This window comes from uncultured Dysosmobacter sp., assembly GCF_947631635.1.
GTDB lineage: Bacteria > Bacillota > Clostridia > Oscillospirales > Oscillospiraceae > Oscillibacter.
On the sequence record NZ_CANRMB010000002.1, the window covers coordinates 1 to 17479 of the forward strand.

The window sequence follows — 17479 nt, forward strand, 5'->3', positions numbered from 1 at the left end:
GCGACAGGTGCCGACGGTGTAACCGGGCCTACGGGCGCAACCGGCGCGACTGGCGCGAATGGAGTAACCGGCCCCACTGGTCCCACCGGAGTAACCGGTGCGGCAGGTGCCGACGGTGTAACCGGGCCTACGGGTGCAACCGGCGCGACAGGCGCGGATGGAGTGACCGGTCCCACCGGTCCCACCGGAGTAACCGGTGCGACAGGTGCCAATGGTGTAACCGGGCCTACGGGCGCAACCGGCGCGACTGGCGCGAATGGAGTAACCGGCCCCACTGGTCCCACCGGAGTAACCGGCGCAACCGGCGCGACAGGTGCCGACGGCGTGATCGGGCCTACGGGTGCAACTGGCACGACCGGTGCGACGGGCGCAGATGGAGCGATTGGCCCGATTGGGCCCACCGGCGCAACCGGCGCAACCGGCGCGGCAGGTGCCGACGGCGTAACCGGTCCTACGGGCGCAACCGGTGCGACCGGCGCGACAGGTGCTGACGGCGTAATCGGGCCTACGGGTGCAACTGGCGCGACCGGTGCAACGGGCGCAGATGGAGCGATTGGTCCGATTGGGCCCACCGGGGCAACCGGTGCAACGGGCCCCTCGGTCACTTCAACGGCTATGAGTGCACTGAACACCACCGGCCAGACCATTGCCGTGATTTTGGGCGGCACGTCCGTGCCGCTGCCCAGTGAACAAAATCTGGACGGCTTCACGGTTAATGGCGCAAATACCGTCTTTACAGTGCCGGACACTGGAAGCTATTTGATTTCTTATCGCATTAATTTTACTGCGGGCCTGCTGCTGACTTCCCGCATCCAGCGCAATGGCGCGACGCTTCCTGGCTCCACATTCTCGCCGGCGGTGTCCGTTGGTTCCTACGCAGTGACACTCATCGCTGCCCTGACCGCAGGAGATACTCTGGAACTGCAGTTAGCCGGATTAGCAGGCACAGCTGTACTCCAGGGCGGAACAGGTGCGAGCTTGACAGTAGTCCGGCTTGCATAATGGCATAACAACCGTCTTTTTAAAATGGAACGGCCCCCATACCACTTGGTGTGGGGGCTTTCCCACAAGTGATTGGCAGGGGGATAACTGATGTGTACAATCAGTCTTTGCATGATCGTCCGGGATGAAGAGGATGTTCTCGGCCGCTGTCTGGAATCAGTGGCCGGTCTGGTGGACGAGATCATCATTGTGGACACAGGTTCTAAAGATCGCACCAAAGAGATCGCGGCGAAATACACCGAAAAAATATATGATTTTCCATGGGTCGACGATTTCGCAGCAGCAAGGAACAAATCGTTTGAGCAGGCGAACTGCGACTACTGTATGTGGCTGGATGCGGACGATGTGCTGATGGAGCGGGACCGGCAGGAATTCGCGCGGCTGAAGGCCGGCCTTCAGCCCGATGTGAACGCGGTGATGATGCGGTACAATACCGGCTTTGACGAGAGGGGACATGTGACCTTTTCCTATTACCGGGAGCGCATCATCAAAAATCACGCCGGGATGGTGTGGAAGGGCGCGGTGCATGAGGTGATCGAAACCCGGGGGCGTGTGATCTATTCTGAATGTGCCGTCACCCATTGGAAGCTGCATCCCTCTGATCCTGAGAGGAACCTGCGGATCTTTGAGGGGCTTTTGAGCAAAGGGGAATCGCTGGATCCGCGACAGCAGTTCTATTATGGCCGGGAGCTTTACTATCACCGGCGATACAGAGACGCGGTCGCTGTGTTTGAGGACTTTTTAGAGGGCGGTCAGGGCTGGCTGGAGAACAAAATCGATGCCTGCCGCTACTGCGCCTACTGCTGGTACGGACTGGAGCAGGAAAAGAAAGCGCTGGAGGCGCTGCTTCACAGCTTTGCATATGACCTGCCGCGGGCGGAAGTCTGCTGCGATGTTGCCCAGCATTTTTTCGACCGGATGGCCTGGGCGCAGGCGGCCTATTGGTATCTGCGGGCGCTGGAATGCGAAAGAAAGGATGACCGGGGCGGATTTGTTTTGCCGGATGCTTACGGCTACACACCCTGCATCCAACTGTGTGTGTGCTACAGTAAGCTGGGACGAAGGGCGGAGGCCGAGGAATATAACGAACGCGCTGCAAAATTCAAGCCGGACTCTGCGGCAGTGGCCCACAACCGGGCTTATTTTGCCTCCTGCACGGAGTAAAAATGTATTTTCCGGAAGGGAGGACGATTGCCCTGACAAAACGATATGGCGAAATAAAGAAACGATTGGGGTTACTCTTTGAATACACTGGTGCAAACCGTGATAGCTCACATACTTTTTGTCTCTGCTCAAAAAAGCCCACAGAGTTCCGATGCAGTGCTTCATCTCACAACGGGGCACGGATACCACCCAGCCTGCCAACTCTGCACACAGCGGCTTACAGGGCGAAACGTGGCTGAATTGGCAGTACCTTCGATTTTTCCTTCTCTGCATTCCGTTATTTTTCTCTCCTTTAGGGGCAGGGGGTGCCGAGGCTTTGCCCCGGCGAATGTGGCCGGCGTATAGCCGGACGCGATGCTTGCCCCACCCGAGGGTGGGCAAACCGCTCCCCAACCCCGGTCAAAATTGGGGTTGCAGGGCTGGCGCAAGGGTACCTCAACTTCCCCGATGGAGTCTCTTCCCGGCTCCCGTTATTAAGACGGCACATAGGGGTTCACAGGGGCGACGAGAGTCCTTACTGGTAAATTACTGTGTCTCCCAAAATCTCTTGGCAATCTGGCTCGTTGGAGTTTAGATAACAGCAGAGAGAAAAATGTGTTGCTCAGAACCTGGGCGGCCTTTGTGCCACGGTATCAGCTCATTGTTGCTTTGGCGGTTCTTCTTTGTTTATAGCGACGCAGTTTTTGAATTGCCAGTCTGGGGCTTGCCCCATAACCTGACCCAGAACAGGAAATTTTCATGTGGAACCAACGGAGCGGACAGCATGAAGGGCGGTTAGAATACCGAACGAACGGTATTAAACGGGCTGGAAAGTGCCTTTTGTGCCCCCTCAGACAAGCTACGGACCAGAAGGCCGGGGGTTCGAATCCCTCAGGGCGTACCAAAGCCACGGAAATCCATTGGATTTCCGTGGCTTTGCTTACAGCACCACCTATTGGGCAAAACGGCGCCCCCGGCTTTTGCCGGGGGCGCCGTGCATATGGAACTGGAAAATCTAACACTTACTCCCACACGGGGTCTTTCGTCAGCTTGGTCCAGTTCTCAATGATCTGTCCTTTGTTCCGACGCTCGTAGTCATGAGAAATCGTAGCCTCCATCACCACGTAGTAGCAAGGATCACTGGCCTTCACATCGCTCCACACGGGAACGTTTGGCAGCAGGCCCTCCTCATCTATGCGGCGGTCCAGGACGTTGTTCAGCATATCCATGACCTCCACCCGGGTGATGTTTTCCTGGGGGCGGAAGTTTCCGCCGCTGGTCACCCAGCCCTGATTCGCCGCGTAGGCGATCATGTCTCTGGCCCAGTGGTCCGCGGAGACATCAGCAAAGGTGTTCTTCAGTCCCGGGAGCACAGTCTCAAACCGGGAGGTCATTGCCACGAACTGCGCCCGGGTGATATAGGCGTCAGGCCGGAAGGTGCCGTCCTGGAAGCCAATGATAACGCCGGCGTTGCTCAGCGTGGAGATGGCCTGATTGGCCCAGTGGCTGTCAGGGACATCGGTGAAATCGTTGGTTTCCCGGAAGTAGATCTCCCGGGAGGTGTCCGTCAGCAGGCGGTAGAAAATGGTGGCCGCCTGGGCGCGGGTAATGGGGGTATTGGGACGCACGGTGCCGTCGGTATAGCCCCTGACGTAGGCGAAGTGATCCTCCCGGTTCAGCTGGAGATCGCCGGCCAGGGGGACCTCCGGGTCGACGATGGTGGTGGTCCTTCCACCGCCTCCACCGCCTCCACCGCCTCCACCGCCACCTCCGCCAGTACCGCCGATATAGGTGCTGCTGTACTGGGCGGTGTAAGTCGCGTCAGCGGTCACGGTGGGTTCGAACGCAGGGTTCCAGCTGGCGAAGGTGTAGCGGTAATTGCCGCTGGTGTAGGTGGGCACCGCAGGTGCGGTGACCGTGCTGCCCGCCGCAACGGTATGGCTGACGGTGTTGCCATTAGCCCAGTTGAAGGTGATGGTGTAATAGACAACAGGCGCGGGAATCAGCTTGGTAACACAGGGGACATTTGTCTTCAAATCAATCTTTCCACCCGTCTTCAGTTCACTGGTAAGTGTCGCATTGGTATTCAACTCCCTCTGCTCAGTCTGGAAAACCGAAGCGTCAAGAGTCGCGCTGAGTTTGATGGTCGCAGTACTGGTGACAGACGTTTTTGTAACTTTGAATGCCAATGACACTGTATTGCTTGCGACATCATATTCAGGCTCTCCCACTTGCTCATAGTTGGTTAAAGATGGAATAAACCCTGGCTGCACTTCCATTGAATTCTCGCTCGTGTAGGAAAGTGCCGGATCCAATTGCACAATAGCGGTAAAAATATCGCCTTCTGAAATAGAGCTGGAGAGATTCTTTGGCTGATAGGTAAGGATATAGTCAACCGTGTAGCGCTCCTGATTCTCCACCTCCGCAATCGAATTCGTGCCATCCAACTGCAAGATGCCCGCGGCGTCATCATTTGGCTGCATCCACAGCAGAGCATAGGACTGGCCGGGAGTCAAGTCTTCAAGGGTCACATCCACCGGCTCCACATTTTTCACTTCTACTATGGTCAACGCAGCATTTTCTACAGGGGTACCGTCTTCCTTCAATGGGATATAAGCAGCCCACAGGAAGTTGCTCTTATTGAGAGCAGACGCACGGCTTACAGTAAAATGAAGCGTTCCATTGGAGGGCTTAAACCAGAGGGCGGAGCCTCGTGTGACGTAGGCATCCGTTTCCACATGCGCCTTAACCAGTTCCTTGATCTTGTCGGACGCCGCAGACTTGGCGTTGCCTATAGAAATCTCAGCGCTATTGTCGTCCAGAGTCAGGGTTCCAAAACCGGTGTCAACCGTGGCAGCGGCAGACTCTGCACCCAAATAAATTCTGCACGTATTGTCATCAGCATAGGCTCCATTCATAGAAACAGCATTTCCGGTAATGAATCCCTTATTGATGTCCACATGCCCGCTTTTGCCAAGAGCAGAGTAATAGACCCCTTCCCTCCCGTTGTTGGTAATTTCGCCGCCATTCATAATAAAATGGGCAGCGCCTTTATCCGATTTTTCGCGGACATAGACACCGCGGCCACTGTTTCCGGAGATTTTGCCGCCGTCCATTGTAAAAGTGGTATCACAAGCGTTGATATACACGGCGTAACTGCTGGTGTTGTCTGAGATTTCAGCGTTCTCACCGGACATAGTAGCCCAACAATCACCACCGCCATGTACAATCAAATAAAGGATACCTCCAGGCGCATTATTGTTAGTAACTTTTCCCTGAATCTCGTAGTGAGACCCATTCCAGGAGTACAGAAGGCCTCCTGCACCGGTAGCCGTGTTGTTGGTAACCAAGCCGTCCGGACCGATGGTGATGGTACCATAGAAGGGTCGGGTTAGGCTATCCGTAGTGATGCAGTTCTGGATGGTACCATTAATCAGCATTTTATTGTTCTGATTAAAGTTTGGTTGCAATACCATATAGTTCTCTGCACCAGAAATCTCGGAACCCTTCTGCATCTCAAAATCACTATTCTGTGCCCAAATCATTATTGGACCAGCGTTAGCAACCTTACAATCCAGAATTTTACCATGCTCAGCCATCACAGCATTCGCATTATTACGCAAATGGACAACAGCACCAGCGGTTCCCTGCCACATTTTACTGTTTGCAGTAATATTGCTGATGGTGCCGTTGATGGCGGCGGAGCCGCCGTCCACGTAGATTGCGCGGCCGCTCATATTCCTGATTTCCGCTCCATCCTCCATGACCAGTTCGCCGCCCTGGATCCAGACAGCACCGGCAGCGCCGGTACCGCCGCCATTGGTGTCAAATTTCTTGCTGCCGACGATCGCGCTGCCGCTCTCCATAGTCAGCTTACCGGCAGACAGACGCACAGCAGACATACCGCCGAAATTGCGCAGCTCCGTGCCCTCGCCCAGGATGATCTCGTCGCCACCGTCATAGGCGGCGATAATGGCATCCTGGACGGTGTCATCATTGTTATAGGTGCCATCCGCGGCAGCTTGGTCATAGCGTTCTCCGGCAGTTATACAATTATCATCCAGAATGATGTTCTCCAGGCGAAGAGAGCCATCGACCTCAAACATAGCGGGGTTGTAGGTGGAACGGGCATCGTCCTGCACTGCGCCTATCTCGCCGCGGGTAATCACAGGCGCGGTGCCGTCATCCTTTTGGCCGATGATGGTCACATACTTGCGAGTGCCACAGCACCGGATGGCCTCCGTCATAGTCAGGTCATCGGTGACATAGATGGCTGCAGATTCATTTTCAGGGATCTTGTCGTATGCTTCTACCAGTTCTTTGCCGGTGGCGACGCTGATCGCATCCTCGGGGATCGCAAACGCCTCCGGTTCGTCAGCCTGGGCCGCAGAAACCGCAGCCAGCACGGGGGCTATGGATGGCACAGTCTCCGGGCTGTCGGCCTGAACAGGCTCGGTCGGCCTCTCGGTAATGTCCGGCTCCTCCTCGGTTTTATTCTCCGGCTCCTCTCCCTCGCACTTGGCCGGGTCATCCCCGCACACGGGGCACGGGGTCTCGGCGTCCCCGGCGCACCTGACCTCGCAAGTACACTTCGCGGGCGTCTCCTCCAGCGTCTCTGCGGTCTCCTCCTCAGGGATCTCGGGTACCGCGTACAGCGGACAGCCCTCCTCGTGGGGGGCGCCCTCCTCCGCCGCGTTGCAAATGCACGCCTTCTGGGAGGCGGTAACCTGATCATTTTCGGGCTTGGGTTCGGTGAGCTCAGCGGAATCATCAACGGATTCCACCGCCAGTGCGGCGGCCGGAAGCAGGCTCATACACATGACCAAAGCAATGAACAGGGCAGATCCGCGCTTGATAAGTTTCTTCCAATTCTTCATGGCATAATTCCCTTCTGCAATTTTTGATAACAGCTGCAAAGGATCCGGCGGCTGGGCCGCTATGGCGCCAAGCGCCTTGGGCCCCCGCTCTGTGTCTCCATTCTTTCGGACGGATTGCCAAATGGTGGGTAGCTACTGCGCGAATCTGGTTCAACGCTTTCTGTCCTGACGTCCCCGTATACCGGACGGCAGGAGCCCATATGCACGCTCCTTTCTCTTATCGGTTATTGGTTTCAATAGCCCCGGCGTTCTTGGCCGCGGCGAATTCGCAAATGTCTGATACACCCTGCCAGACGGGTCCGCATTGCGCCTTCAAATTCATCGCAGCGGCCCAGGCGGTGCAGCTTGTTTGAAGCAGATATTGGCCTGCCATATCCAATTTCTTCCCCAAACAGCTCATATTCCCCTCTTCCGCACAGAATCTGTCCTCTGTTCTGCGGTGAGAAAACCTCGTCGAAAATTATCTGTTATTAACATATCATGGCGGAGATAGAAATGCAACAAACAGAAATGTTCTGCATTTTTGCCAAAAATGAATGCCATAACGTCCTATGGCATTGGGTTTTTCCGCGCCGCCCCGTCCATCCGCCGCCGGATGCGTGTTTTCGTGTTTCATTTTTCGTGGACCGACCTTATATTTCGCACAGAAGACAGATTCTGCTGCGCGGTGCCTATTGCACCAGGCGCAGGCGGTCCAACTGCCGGATGCGCAACAGGGTCATTGTACCTGTTTTTCGGGGAAGTATCGAACATCCGTTTTCCGTGGCTGTTCTCCGGCTACAGCGGAGCAAAATTCGAGTTCCTGTGAGATGGTTCATGGGCTGTTCCGATTTTTCATAAATTCTCCTATAAGTTCAGCCGGGGCAGACCGCATGGTCTGCCCCGGCTGCCTGTCAAAAAGCATCGGCTTATATCCCATCTTGTGAAGTGGACTTCCTGGCTGAAATTTTAGAGCGCTCTTTTCTCCTGTCTCCATTCCTTGGCCTCAACGTGCAAAAATATTTATAAAAATTGGTTAATTTTCTAATAAACATCTGCTTTACATATCGCTGCACAATAAGTATAATAAAAACTATTATTTATAATATCCGCCTCAAAAAGCAATCTTTTTTGTAACTTTATTTCTGGAAAACCGCCCAACAGCTCGTTTCATGCTGTAATCTGAAAACACAATACGAGGTGATAATTATGACTGCCGATACCACTCGTGCGTGGGTGGAAATCAATACGGCTTCATTTGTCCACAATCTCGCTGTGGCAAAAAAAATGACCGAAAAAAAAGTAATGTGCGTCATCAAGGGCAACGCCCATGGCCATGGTGCGGTGAAGTGCGGAAAGCTGTTGGAGGCTCATGGCGCGGACGCCTTTGCGGTGGCCTGCCTGACGGAGGGGATCGAACTGCGCAAGAGCGGCATCCATGCTCCGATCCTGATTCTGGGCTGGACGCCGGCGGAATGCACCGGCCAGCTGGCGGAGTATGACTTGGCTCAGAGCATCATTGATGAGGCGTACGCTTTGGAGTTGAACGAGGCTGCCAAATCTATCGGCAAAATCGTGGATATACACGTCAAGCTGGATACCGGCATGTCCCGCACAGGCATTTTTGCCCAGGAAAACCCTGCGGAGGCCGCAAAGATCGTAAACCGAATCTCTGCTTTGTCCAACCTGGCGATTCGCGGCATCTTCACCCATTTTGCCGCCGCGGATATGCCGGAGAAGGATGACTTCACCGCCTGGCAGCTGGCCAACTATACCGCTGTGCTGGAAGCGTTAAAAAAACTGGGCTTTGACAGGGATGTGGTGTATCACGCCAGCAACAGCGCCGGTATCATGTACCATCCGGAGACTCATTTTGACATGGTCCGTATGGGCGTCATGATGTATGGACTCTATCCGGACGGCAAGTTCCAACCGGACGGCCCTCTGGAGCCGGCCCTGTCTCTAAAGGCCCGTGTGGCCCAGGTGAAGGAGCTTCCAGCCGGAGCCTGCATCAGCTATGGCTGCACAGCAAAGACAGAGCATCCCACGAAGATCGCCGTGGTGACGGCGGGCTACGCGGACGCTTATCCCCGAAGTATAAGCAATCAGGGCGCCTACGCCATGATCAACGGCTTTAAGTGCCTCCAGATCGGCCGCGTCTGCATGGACATGTGCATGTTCGATGTGACGGATGCAGAGGTCCGCCGGGGCGATGAGGTCATTTTGTATGGCCGGGGCGGCATGCCCATGGAAGAAGTGGCCGCACTGTGTGGCTCCATCAACTGCGAGCCTTTGTGTCTGCTGACCAACCGTGTAAAAAAAGTTTACATATAACACAATAAACGGAAATTGAGGATGGGGAAAATTATGGAAGCTTTTAATAACTTTATCAATGGGCTGAACAATATTATCTGGAGTGACGCGCTGGTCTTTGCACTGCTGGCCGTCCATATCTTTTTTACCATCGGCACCAAGGGCGCCCAGTTCAGATTGTTCAAGCAGATGTTTAAGCATCTGTTTGAAAAGGACGAAAGCTCCGCCGAGATCAAGATGACCCCTTACCAGGCATTCGCCGCCACTGTCGGCTGCCGTGTCGGCACCGGAAATATCGCCGGCGTGGCTACCGCCATCTACTTCGGCGGCCCCGGCGCTGTTGTGTGGATGTGGATCACCGCTCTGTTTGGCGCGGCGTCCAGCCTGATTGAGTCTCTGCTGGGTTCCGCCTACAAGGACCGCTATGACAATGAGATCTGCGGCGGCCCCGCCTATTATATGGAGCGTGGGTTGAAGTGCAAGCCGCTGGGCGTGATCTTCGCCCTGTCCACCCTGATCGGACCCGTGTTCATGATGGCGGCCCTGCAGACCAAGACCACAGTGGTGGCCCTGTCTGACGCATTCGGCATCTCGGAGATCATCTTTGCTGTCTTGATGACCGTCCTGGTCGCGGCGGTCGTCTGCGGCGGCCTGAAGCGGATCGCCAAAGCGGCAGAGATCATTGCGCCCATCATGTGCGCAATCTTCCTGGGGATCGGTTTGATCATTATTGCTGTTAATCTCAAAAAGATCCCTGCAACCCTCGCCCTGATGTTCCAGTCCGCGTTTTCCATGAAGTCCATGTATGGCGCCATCTTCGGCACCATGGTGAAGTGGGGCATCAAGCGCGGCCTGTATTCCAACGATGCCGGCGACGGCATGGGCCCCGTGGTCTCCTCCTCCGCCGACTGCGCCCATCCCGTAAAGCAGGGCCTGGTGCAAAGTCTGTCCGTTTACATCGATACTCTGCTGGTCTGCTCCGTCACCGGCATTTCCATCTTGCTGGCGGGTACCTACAATGTAGCCAATGCTGCTGAAACGGGGTTCATCACCGAGGGCCTGGCAGGCGTGGAATACGGCGTTCTCTATATGACCGCCGCCATGGAGAGCGTTATGGGCCGCCTGGGCTCCCCCATGATGGCTTTCATCATCAGCGTGTTCGTGTTCTCCACCCTGATCGCCTATGGCTATCAGGCGGATGTCAGCATGAATTATCTGTTTGGCAAGAAAAAGTGGGCGACCTTTATTGGCCGCGGCCTGCTGCTGGCGGGTATCCTGCTGGGCGGCATCGTGAATGGGCAGGTCGTCTGGGCCATGGGCGATACCGGAGCCGGTATGATGGCCTGGACCAACCTGCTGGCGATCGTCTTGCTGGCCCCCATGGCCTTTAAGATCCTGAAAGACTACGAGAAGCAGCGCAAGGCCGGTCTGGACCCCATTTTCGATCCCTCCACTGTTGGAATCGACGATCCAAACGGCGTTTGGACAGAGTGGGTCGAAAAGAAGAAGCGCCGCGGGGACTATGAAAACCCCGAGCTTGGCTATCGGGAGCGCGTAAAATAACCTCCGGGAGAACCGCTTTTTTGGCTCTCAGATGCAGGTTCATAAAGTTCTTTTACAAACCAAAGGGGCAGGCCATGCGGCCTGTCCCTTTGGTTTTATAATCAAATAACTTGAAACGTGGTAAATCCACTTTTTAAGTGTCGCAGCGCATGCGCGCTGTGACAGGCCGCGGACCGCGGCCTTGATTGGAATTTCATAGTCCATCACTGTGCGCTTTACGCACAGCGGGCATCGCCCGCTTGAAAAATCGCTTGCGATTTTTCAAATTAATGGACTATATGTTCTACAATTGCCCCTCTCAGTTGGTCCCCTTGCTGCCGGCGCCGTCCCGGCAGGGGCATCCAGATGATCAACCTCGATAAACTGAAATTTATGTGGTCGGAATCCTGTTTTTTATTGGTGCGCTGATCGGCCGGTTCGTCTGCGGCTGGCTGTGTCCCTTCGGCCTGATCCAGGACCTGCTGCACAAGATCCCCCTCCCGAAAAAGCGCAGGACCTTCCGGGGCGGCAAGCTGAAATAGGTCATCCTCCTGGTGTTTGTCATCCTGCTGCCCATGTTCTTGGTGGACGTGCTGGGTCAGGGCGCACCCTACTTCTGCAAGCTGCTGTGCCCTGTGGGTACGCTGGAGGGCGGCATCCCCCTGGTCCTGCTGAACAAGTCCATGCACAGCGCTCTGGGCTGACTGTACGCCTGGAAAAATGTGCTGCTGGCCGCCACCATCCTCCTGTCCCTTCTGATCTACCGGCCGTTCTGCAAGTACATCTGTCCCCTGGGGCCATCTACTCCGTGTTCAAGTACCGGATGGACGCGCACAAGTGCACCCACTGCGGCGCCTGTGCCAGAGCCTGCCACATGCAGGTATGTGCCGCAGCGGTCATGTCCGCATATCAATCTCATCAGAAATGGCTGGCGGGCATACCGCCAGCCGTCTCTATTTCCTCCAAAACAGCTTCTGTTCTCTGGATATTTGCCCCCCTGCCGAATGGCGGCACATTGCGCATATTCCCCCCTGCCGCAGAGTCAATCCCCTCTTCGCTCCGTGCTTTTAAGTCCCATTCCGTCTGATCGAATTTTTGTTCGATTTTTTCTTGACAGAAACATTTGTTCGATTTATACTGTTATCGAACAAAAGTTCTGTTAAGGAGGATGTTCTTATGACTGGTTGGAGTTTCTTTTTCGTTTTGGTCGGCGTTGTGTTCCTCACCGCCCAGTTGTTCCGCATCATTGACGCCATCGAGCGTCCCTGCCGGCGTTCCCGGCACCGTGCCGTGGCGCGGTAAGATTCTTGGTCTATGGACGTCCTGGAGAAGCTGACCATCCTGACGGATGCGGCCAAATATGATGCGGCCTGCACCTCCAGCGGAGGAACCCGGGGTTCTAAAAAGGGATATATCGGCAACACCTCCTCTTCGGTGGCGGGATGCTGCCACTCCTTTTCCGCCGATGGCCGGTGCGTGACCCTGTTGAAGGTCCTGTTGACCAACCGCTGTATCTACGACTGCAAATACTGCGTCAACCGCCGCAGCAATGACACAAAGCGGGCAGCCTTTACGCCGGAGGAGCTGGCAGACCTGACCATCAACTTTTACCGCCGGAATTATATTGAGGGACTCTTCCTCTCCTCCGGTGTGTTCCGCAGTCCGGACTATACCACGGAGCTGATGATCCGCGCCCTGCGGCTCCTGCGGGAGCAGTACCGGTTCAATGGCTATATCCATGCCAAGGCGATCCCCGGCACCTCTCCGGAACTGGTGGAACAGCTGGGACTGCTGGCGGACCGTTTGAGCGTCAACATCGAGCTTCCCTCCGAGGCCGGGCTGAAAGCGCTGGCTCCGGATAAGACAAAGCAGGCCATCCTAACGCCCATGCGGCAGATCCAGGCCCGAAACCAGCAGAGCAAAGAGGAGCTGGTAAAGTACCGCCACGCCCCCAAATTCGCCCCTGCCGGACAGAGCACGCAATTGATCGTGGGCGCTACCAGGGATTCCGACCTCCATATCCTGCGGCTGACACAGGGACTGTATGACCGCTACCGGCTGAAACGTGTGTTCTATTCCGCTTACGTGCCGGTGGTGGAGCACGCCTTACTGCCCGCCAAAGACGTGAAGCCGCCACTGCTGCGGGAGCACAGGCTGTATCAGGCGGACTGGCTGCTCCGTTTTTACGGATTTCGGGCCGAGGAGCTTCTGGACGAACAAAACCCGGATTTTGACCCCAGGGTGGACCCCAAGTGCAGCTGGGCGCTGGCCCATCCGGCGTTTTTTCCCGTGGAGGTCAACACAGCGGATTACAGCGCGCTCCTGCGGATCCCCGGAGTGGGTGTCACCTCCGCCCGCCGCATCCTGGCCGCCCGCCGCTCCGGCCGCCTCCACATCGACGATCTGCGGAAGCTGGGCGTGGTCATGAAGCGCGCCCAGTATTTCCTGACCGCCTCCGGCAAAGCAGCGGAGGGGCTTCGCTTCACCCAGGACAGTCTGCTGCGGGGACTGATCGCCGCGGAGCGGCCCTTGCTTCCCCAGCAGGAAGCCATACAACTGTCCCTTTTTGATCCTGTGGGATAAGGAGTTCTCATGCCGGAGATGGTCTATTATTACGACGGCAGCTTTGAGGGATTCCTCTGCTGCATCTTTGACAGCTATGCAAATAAAGAAGTCCTCACCGCGATCTACCGCGATGAGGACTTTGTCCCTACCCTGTTTGCCTCCCGTGCCATTCAAACAGACCAGAGTCATGCAAAGCGCGTCTTTAGAAAAATTGTAAAGTGTTCCCCCTATACAGCCAATCTATTGCAGAAGTGTTTCCTCACCTGTCTGCCGGAAAAGGAGCTATCCATGTACCGGCTGGTGGTGAAGCTCCTGCGGGAGGGACCAGGTTTCCTGGGAAATTTTTCTGATCCGGTCCTGCACCCTGTCGCCAAAGCCGTCCAGCATCTATTGGCGGAGGCCCATCTGCTGAAAGGATTTGTCCGCTTTTCCGAACTGGACGGAGTCCTGGGCGGCGAGATCGAACCCAAAAACCGTGTGCTCCCTGTCCTGCGGAGCCACTTCTGCGCCCGCTATCAAAATGAAAAATTTTTCATCTATGACCGCACTCACAAGGAGGCGCTGTTCTATGCCAATGGAAAAGCGGTAATCCGTCCGCTGGATGATTTTCAGATGGCGCCCCCTGATGAAACAGAGGCCAACTACCGCATTCTCTGGAAACGGTTTTACGACACCATCGCCATCCGGGAACGGTACAATCCTAAATGCCGCATGACCAATATGCCTAAGCGGTATTGGAACACCATGACGGAGTTCCAGGATGCATCCTATTTCAAGGCCCAAAGCTCTCCCGCAGCCGTTTCAGCCCCCGGCGTTCCAGCCGGGATATCTGCACCTGGGAAACCCCCAGGACACGGGCCGTCCGCTCCTGAGTCAGCCCTTTAAAATACCGGAGCAAAATCGTCATCCGCTCCTTTTCCGGCAGTTGGTCGATGGCCTCCCGCAGGGCGATGCGCTCCACCAGGCCCTCCTCGGGGGCCTCGGTGCCCAGCATCCCCTCCAGGGTCAGGCCATCCGCCGTCTCCTGCTGCAGGGATTCCGGCGTATCGGTGGCCAGGTCCGTCTGTGCGATCTCCTCCGGAGTCAAGCCGGTGCGCTCGGATAGTTCAGAGAGGGTGGGTTCCCGTCCCAGTTCATGCCGCAATCTCTCTCGGACACTGTAAAGTGTTTGTGCTTGCTCCCGTATGCTGCGTCCCACTTTTACCGTGCCGTCATCCCGCAAAAAGCGGCGGATCTCCCCAGCGATCTTCGGGACAGCGTAGGTGGAAAAGCAGGTGCCGTAATTGAAATCAAAGCCCTGGACCGCTTTCAAAAATCCCAAACACCCCAGCTGATACAGGTCGTCCGGATCCACGCCCCGCCCATAATAGCGGCGCACCACGCTCCAGATCAGGCCGTTGTTTTCAATGACCGCCTGCTGACAGGCGTCACGGTCCCCTTCCTGAGCCGCCCGCAGCAGCTCTAATGCAGCGTTCATTTGCCCGCTTTCATGCGGGGCGCCAGCCGTTTTTTCATGACCACCGTGGTGCCCTTCCCCGGTACGGACCGCACTGTCAGCTTATCCATGAAGCTCTCCATGATGGTAAATCCCATGCCGCTGCGTTCCTCGCCGCCGGTGGTAAACATGGGCTGCCGGGCCCTGTCCACATCCGGGATCCCGCGCCCACGGTCCTTTACCGTCAATTCCAGCACATTTCCCGGACAGATCCGCACCTTCACCAGCACCTTGCCGATGGCGTCCGGATAGGCGTGGACGATGGCATTGGTGACCGCCTCGCTGACGGCGGTCTTGATGTCCTCCAGCTCATTGAGGGTTGGGTCCAACTGCGCGGCAAAACAAGCCACGGCGGAACGTGCAAATCCCTCATTGCTGCTGCGGCTTGGGAACTCCATTGTGACCTCATTGGATGCCTTGGTTTTCATTATGTAAACCTCCTTTTATCGAATCGTCACCAGCCGCCCGATCCCGGCGGCATCCAGGACTCGTTTGGCCTGTGCCGGCACATTGCACACCAGCAGGCTGCCGTCCAAAAGCTGCATTCTCTGCTGTGCCCGCAGGATCAGCGCGATCCCGGAGCTGTCCATAAATGTCACGCCGGACAGATCCAGCACCAGCTTTTTGGGCAGAGCTGCATCCACTGCCATCTCCACCTCCCGCAGCGCGTCTCTCGCGCCGTGATGGTCCAACTCTCCGCTGAATTCCAGCAGCAGGTTTCGGTCTGCACTTTTCGCACTTATTTCCATTTTCTCGCCTCATTTGTAGGTTATTAGCCGAATTTGGCCCCATTTATATGAAAAAAATCACCGCAAGGTCTTTCGCCTTACGGTGATGATACCATGTCCTGTTTTTGATTTCTGTCGAAACAGTTGGAGGAATTACGGAAATTTCCAAATTCTGCTCATTTGGAGCGTTTTCCAGGCCGCTTCCACAGCTTCAAGTCGATCTTCCGCCGGGACGCTGCCTCCTGGAGCAGCGCCGCGGCCCGGGCGGCTCTTTCCTTTCGTTCTCCCGGCTCCTCCGCAAGCCGCGTCATAGCCTAAGTATGCCTGGAAGGTGATTAAATAGCTATTACCAACACCACCGGGGAATGGCGGACAAGTGAAGCATAAGCGCTAATCTGAACAGCAGTATTCTTGAAGCGAAAAAGCCGCCCGCAGGTCCACCGGAATGGCTGGCAAACTCGCAGGCGGCGACATTTTTCTTTTTGGGGAGGCCGAGCGTTCGAACCGTGTGCGCACTGAACGATGATCCACTCAGCGGCGGACAGAACTGCACTGCTCCGATTCGCTCTTAAGAATGGTCCCTGTTCGGGCGTCAATCTCAAACTCGTATTCCCAGCCGTTATAAAGGATTTCCACTTCATACTCTCCGTCATCACGATCCAGCTCCACCTTATTTATATGGCTGGCGGAAGCGCCGGAAACCTGTCCAAGGGCGATGCTCTGCGCCTGCTCTCGGGTAATGAATCCGGTTTTAGTGGAGGGAACATAGTTCTCCGCGTCATAGTCCACACTGAGAACCGCGCCGGTGTAGGCGTCTATCTCATAGTCGTATTCCTGTCCGGCAGCAGTATAGAACTCAACATCATAGACTCTGCGATTATCTTCCCAGTCTAGTTTGCACTCGACAAAGGTCACCTGAGCGGCTGTGAGCTTCGCATGGGTCAGGGCGGCGCTCTTGGCCGCCGCTTCACCGATCAGGGCGCTGGAGGAGGGGGCCCCTGCGCCGCCAGTGGGGCCGAAGGTGTCCGCATCGGTGACCAGCGGCTCATTGGAACTGGGATCAGAAAGCGTGATGGTTCGGGTCTGGCCATTCCAGCTGACGGCTTTTCCCATGAGTTCTCCGATGGCACGAACAGGAAGGTAGTTCGTGCCGCTGTTCAGAAGCACATAGACGGGATTGCCTTGCGCGTCTGTGAAGCTGCGTGTTGTCCCATCCACGACGATGCTGATGTCGGGTCGCCGCTCCACAATGATGGTGGTATCTTTAGACTGCGTATCTGGCGTGCCGGAGGTTGGTGCGGAGGTGCGTGGGCTGGCAAGGCTGATGGTTTTGGAATTCCCGTCCCAATTTACATTTTTACCCATAAGCTCGCCAATGGCCCGCACCGGCAGATAGTGTGTGCCGTCATAGTAGAGGGTGTGGACCTCTTTGCCAGTAACGTCGTAGAAGGTTCGCTCTGTACCATCCACCAGAATCGTGACACTGGGGCGAAGCTCCACTGTTACTTGGGAAGGCTGCGGTGCGGCGGCATGCACCACCAAAAGGCACAGCAGCATCGAGAGGCTCAATGCCAATGCACCAATACGTATTTTCTTCTTCATCGTTAAGATTTCCTTTCCGTACAACTTAATCTTGAAGCACCGCGTCAACGGCACATTTCTGAAGTGGAACTATTTTACTAGCTTTTCCGGCAGATTGCAAGAGGAGAGAGGCCGCTTACTCCGTCCGAAATATTCGGTATTTTGCATCTCTGGTACGTAAAATTTTGAAACGCAGGGTTTGACTTTAAAAACTAGACTTTTCCTTCTGATATAAGCTGAAAATCATTCTTCTT

At 55.8% G+C, this 17479-nt stretch carries 13 protein-coding genes and 1 pseudogene; 8 read left to right on the forward strand and 6 right to left on the reverse strand.

The window, feature by feature from the left end:
* Positions 1–615 precede the first annotated feature (615 nt).
* Both Q0Z71_RS01695 and Q0Z71_RS01700 read left to right on the forward strand, forming a co-directional pair.
* The gene (locus Q0Z71_RS01695) at positions 616–1002 is read left to right on the forward strand and encodes a BclA C-terminal domain-containing protein (RefSeq protein WP_298017318.1); all 387 of its coding nucleotides are present in this window, start codon (positions 616–618) and stop codon (positions 1000–1002) included.
* A gap of 90 nt (positions 1003–1092) precedes the next feature.
* On the forward strand, positions 1093–2166 hold the full coding sequence (locus Q0Z71_RS01700) for a glycosyltransferase family 2 protein (RefSeq protein ID WP_298017321.1): 1074 nt from the start codon (positions 1093–1095) through the stop codon (positions 2164–2166).
* Positions 2167–3167: 1001 nt separating this feature from the next.
* Here Q0Z71_RS01700 and Q0Z71_RS01705 read toward each other — a convergent pair.
* Entirely contained in the window at positions 3168–7022 is a 3855-nt protein-coding gene (locus Q0Z71_RS01705) for an S-layer homology domain-containing protein (protein WP_298017326.1), read from the reverse strand.
* A gap of 1188 nt (positions 7023–8210) precedes the next feature.
* Here Q0Z71_RS01705 and alr point away from each other — a divergent pair.
* The 6 genes and pseudogenes from alr (at position 8211) to Q0Z71_RS01735 (ending at position 14306) form a co-directional block, all read left to right on the forward strand.
* Positions 8211–9335 (forward strand): alanine racemase, encoded by a 1125-nt coding sequence (alr, locus tag Q0Z71_RS01710; protein ID WP_298017328.1) that lies wholly within the window; start codon positions 8211–8213, stop codon positions 9333–9335.
* 33 nt (positions 9336–9368) lie between these two features.
* On the forward strand, positions 9369–10877 hold the full coding sequence (locus Q0Z71_RS01715; RefSeq protein ID WP_298017331.1) for a sodium:alanine symporter family protein: 1509 nt from the start codon (positions 9369–9371) through the stop codon (positions 10875–10877).
* 371 nt (positions 10878–11248) lie between these two features.
* Positions 11249–11739 (forward strand): annotated as a pseudogene (locus Q0Z71_RS01720) (4Fe-4S binding protein); the annotation flags it as partial.
* 293 nt (positions 11740–12032) lie between these two features.
* Positions 12033–12158, forward strand: coding sequence for a hypothetical protein (locus Q0Z71_RS01725; protein ID WP_298017334.1), 126 nt, complete (start codon positions 12033–12035; stop codon positions 12156–12158).
* Between the two features lie 12 nt (positions 12159–12170).
* Positions 12171–13439, forward strand: a complete 1269-nt coding sequence (locus Q0Z71_RS01730) for a putative DNA modification/repair radical SAM protein (protein ID WP_298017337.1) — start codon at positions 12171–12173, stop codon at positions 13437–13439.
* A gap of 9 nt (positions 13440–13448) precedes the next feature.
* Positions 13449–14306 carry a TIGR03915 family putative DNA repair protein gene (locus Q0Z71_RS01735; protein WP_298017340.1) on the forward strand — a complete coding sequence of 286 codons (858 nt, stop codon included), beginning with the start codon at positions 13449–13451 and terminating at the stop codon, positions 14304–14306.
* Here the strand turns inward: Q0Z71_RS01735 and Q0Z71_RS01740 are convergent.
* From Q0Z71_RS01740 to Q0Z71_RS01760, 5 genes are all read right to left on the reverse strand, one after another.
* Positions 14194–14898 (reverse strand): sigma-70 family RNA polymerase sigma factor, encoded by a 705-nt coding sequence (locus Q0Z71_RS01740; RefSeq protein ID WP_298017343.1) that lies wholly within the window; start codon positions 14896–14898, stop codon positions 14194–14196. The two genes, Q0Z71_RS01735 and Q0Z71_RS01740, sit on opposite strands and share 113 nt — an antisense overlap.
* Positions 14895–15344, reverse strand: coding sequence for an anti-sigma F factor (gene spoIIAB / locus Q0Z71_RS01745; RefSeq protein ID WP_298017346.1), 450 nt, complete (start codon positions 15342–15344; stop codon positions 14895–14897). The genes Q0Z71_RS01740 and spoIIAB overlap by 4 nt, the downstream gene beginning before the upstream one ends.
* A 15-nt stretch (positions 15345–15359) precedes the next feature.
* A complete protein-coding gene (locus Q0Z71_RS01750) occupies positions 15360–15665 on the reverse strand; it encodes an STAS domain-containing protein (protein WP_298017348.1) in 306 nt (101 codons plus the stop codon).
* 155 nt (positions 15666–15820) lie between these two features.
* Positions 15821–15955, reverse strand: a complete 135-nt coding sequence (locus Q0Z71_RS01755) for a hypothetical protein (RefSeq protein ID WP_298017351.1) — start codon at positions 15953–15955, stop codon at positions 15821–15823.
* Positions 15956–16175: 220 nt separating this feature from the next.
* Positions 16176–17246 (reverse strand): PepSY domain-containing protein, encoded by a 1071-nt coding sequence (locus tag Q0Z71_RS01760; protein WP_298017353.1) that lies wholly within the window; start codon positions 17244–17246, stop codon positions 16176–16178.
* Between the last annotated feature and the right edge of the window lie 233 nt (positions 17247–17479).

Coding starts and splice junctions, on each gene's coding strand:
- Q0Z71_RS01725 (WP_298017334.1), top strand. CDS start 12,033: ATGACTGGTTGGAGTTTCTTTTTCGTTTTGGTCGGCGTTGTGTTCCTC.
- Q0Z71_RS01695 (WP_298017318.1), top strand. CDS start 616: ATGAGTGCACTGAACACCACCGGCCAGACCATTGCCGTGATTTTGGGC.
- Q0Z71_RS01760 (WP_298017353.1), bottom strand. CDS start 17,246: ATGAAGAAGAAAATACGTATTGGTGCATTGGCATTGAGCCTCTCGATG.
- Q0Z71_RS01730 (WP_298017337.1), top strand. CDS start 12,171: ATGGACGTCCTGGAGAAGCTGACCATCCTGACGGATGCGGCCAAATAT.
- Q0Z71_RS01735 (WP_298017340.1), top strand. CDS start 13,449: ATGCCGGAGATGGTCTATTATTACGACGGCAGCTTTGAGGGATTCCTC.
- Q0Z71_RS01705 (WP_298017326.1), bottom strand. CDS start 7,022: ATGAAGAATTGGAAGAAACTTATCAAGCGCGGATCTGCCCTGTTCATT.
- Q0Z71_RS01755 (WP_298017351.1), bottom strand. CDS start 15,955: ATGACGCGGCTTGCGGAGGAGCCGGGAGAACGAAAGGAAAGAGCCGCC.
- Q0Z71_RS01750 (WP_298017348.1), bottom strand. CDS start 15,665: ATGGAAATAAGTGCGAAAAGTGCAGACCGAAACCTGCTGCTGGAATTC.
- Q0Z71_RS01700 (WP_298017321.1), top strand. CDS start 1,093: ATGTGTACAATCAGTCTTTGCATGATCGTCCGGGATGAAGAGGATGTT.
- alr (WP_298017328.1), top strand. CDS start 8,211: ATGACTGCCGATACCACTCGTGCGTGGGTGGAAATCAATACGGCTTCA.
- Q0Z71_RS01715 (WP_298017331.1), top strand. CDS start 9,369: ATGGAAGCTTTTAATAACTTTATCAATGGGCTGAACAATATTATCTGG.
- Q0Z71_RS01740 (WP_298017343.1), bottom strand. CDS start 14,898: ATGAACGCTGCATTAGAGCTGCTGCGGGCGGCTCAGGAAGGGGACCGT.
- spoIIAB (WP_298017346.1), bottom strand. CDS start 15,344: ATGAAAACCAAGGCATCCAATGAGGTCACAATGGAGTTCCCAAGCCGC.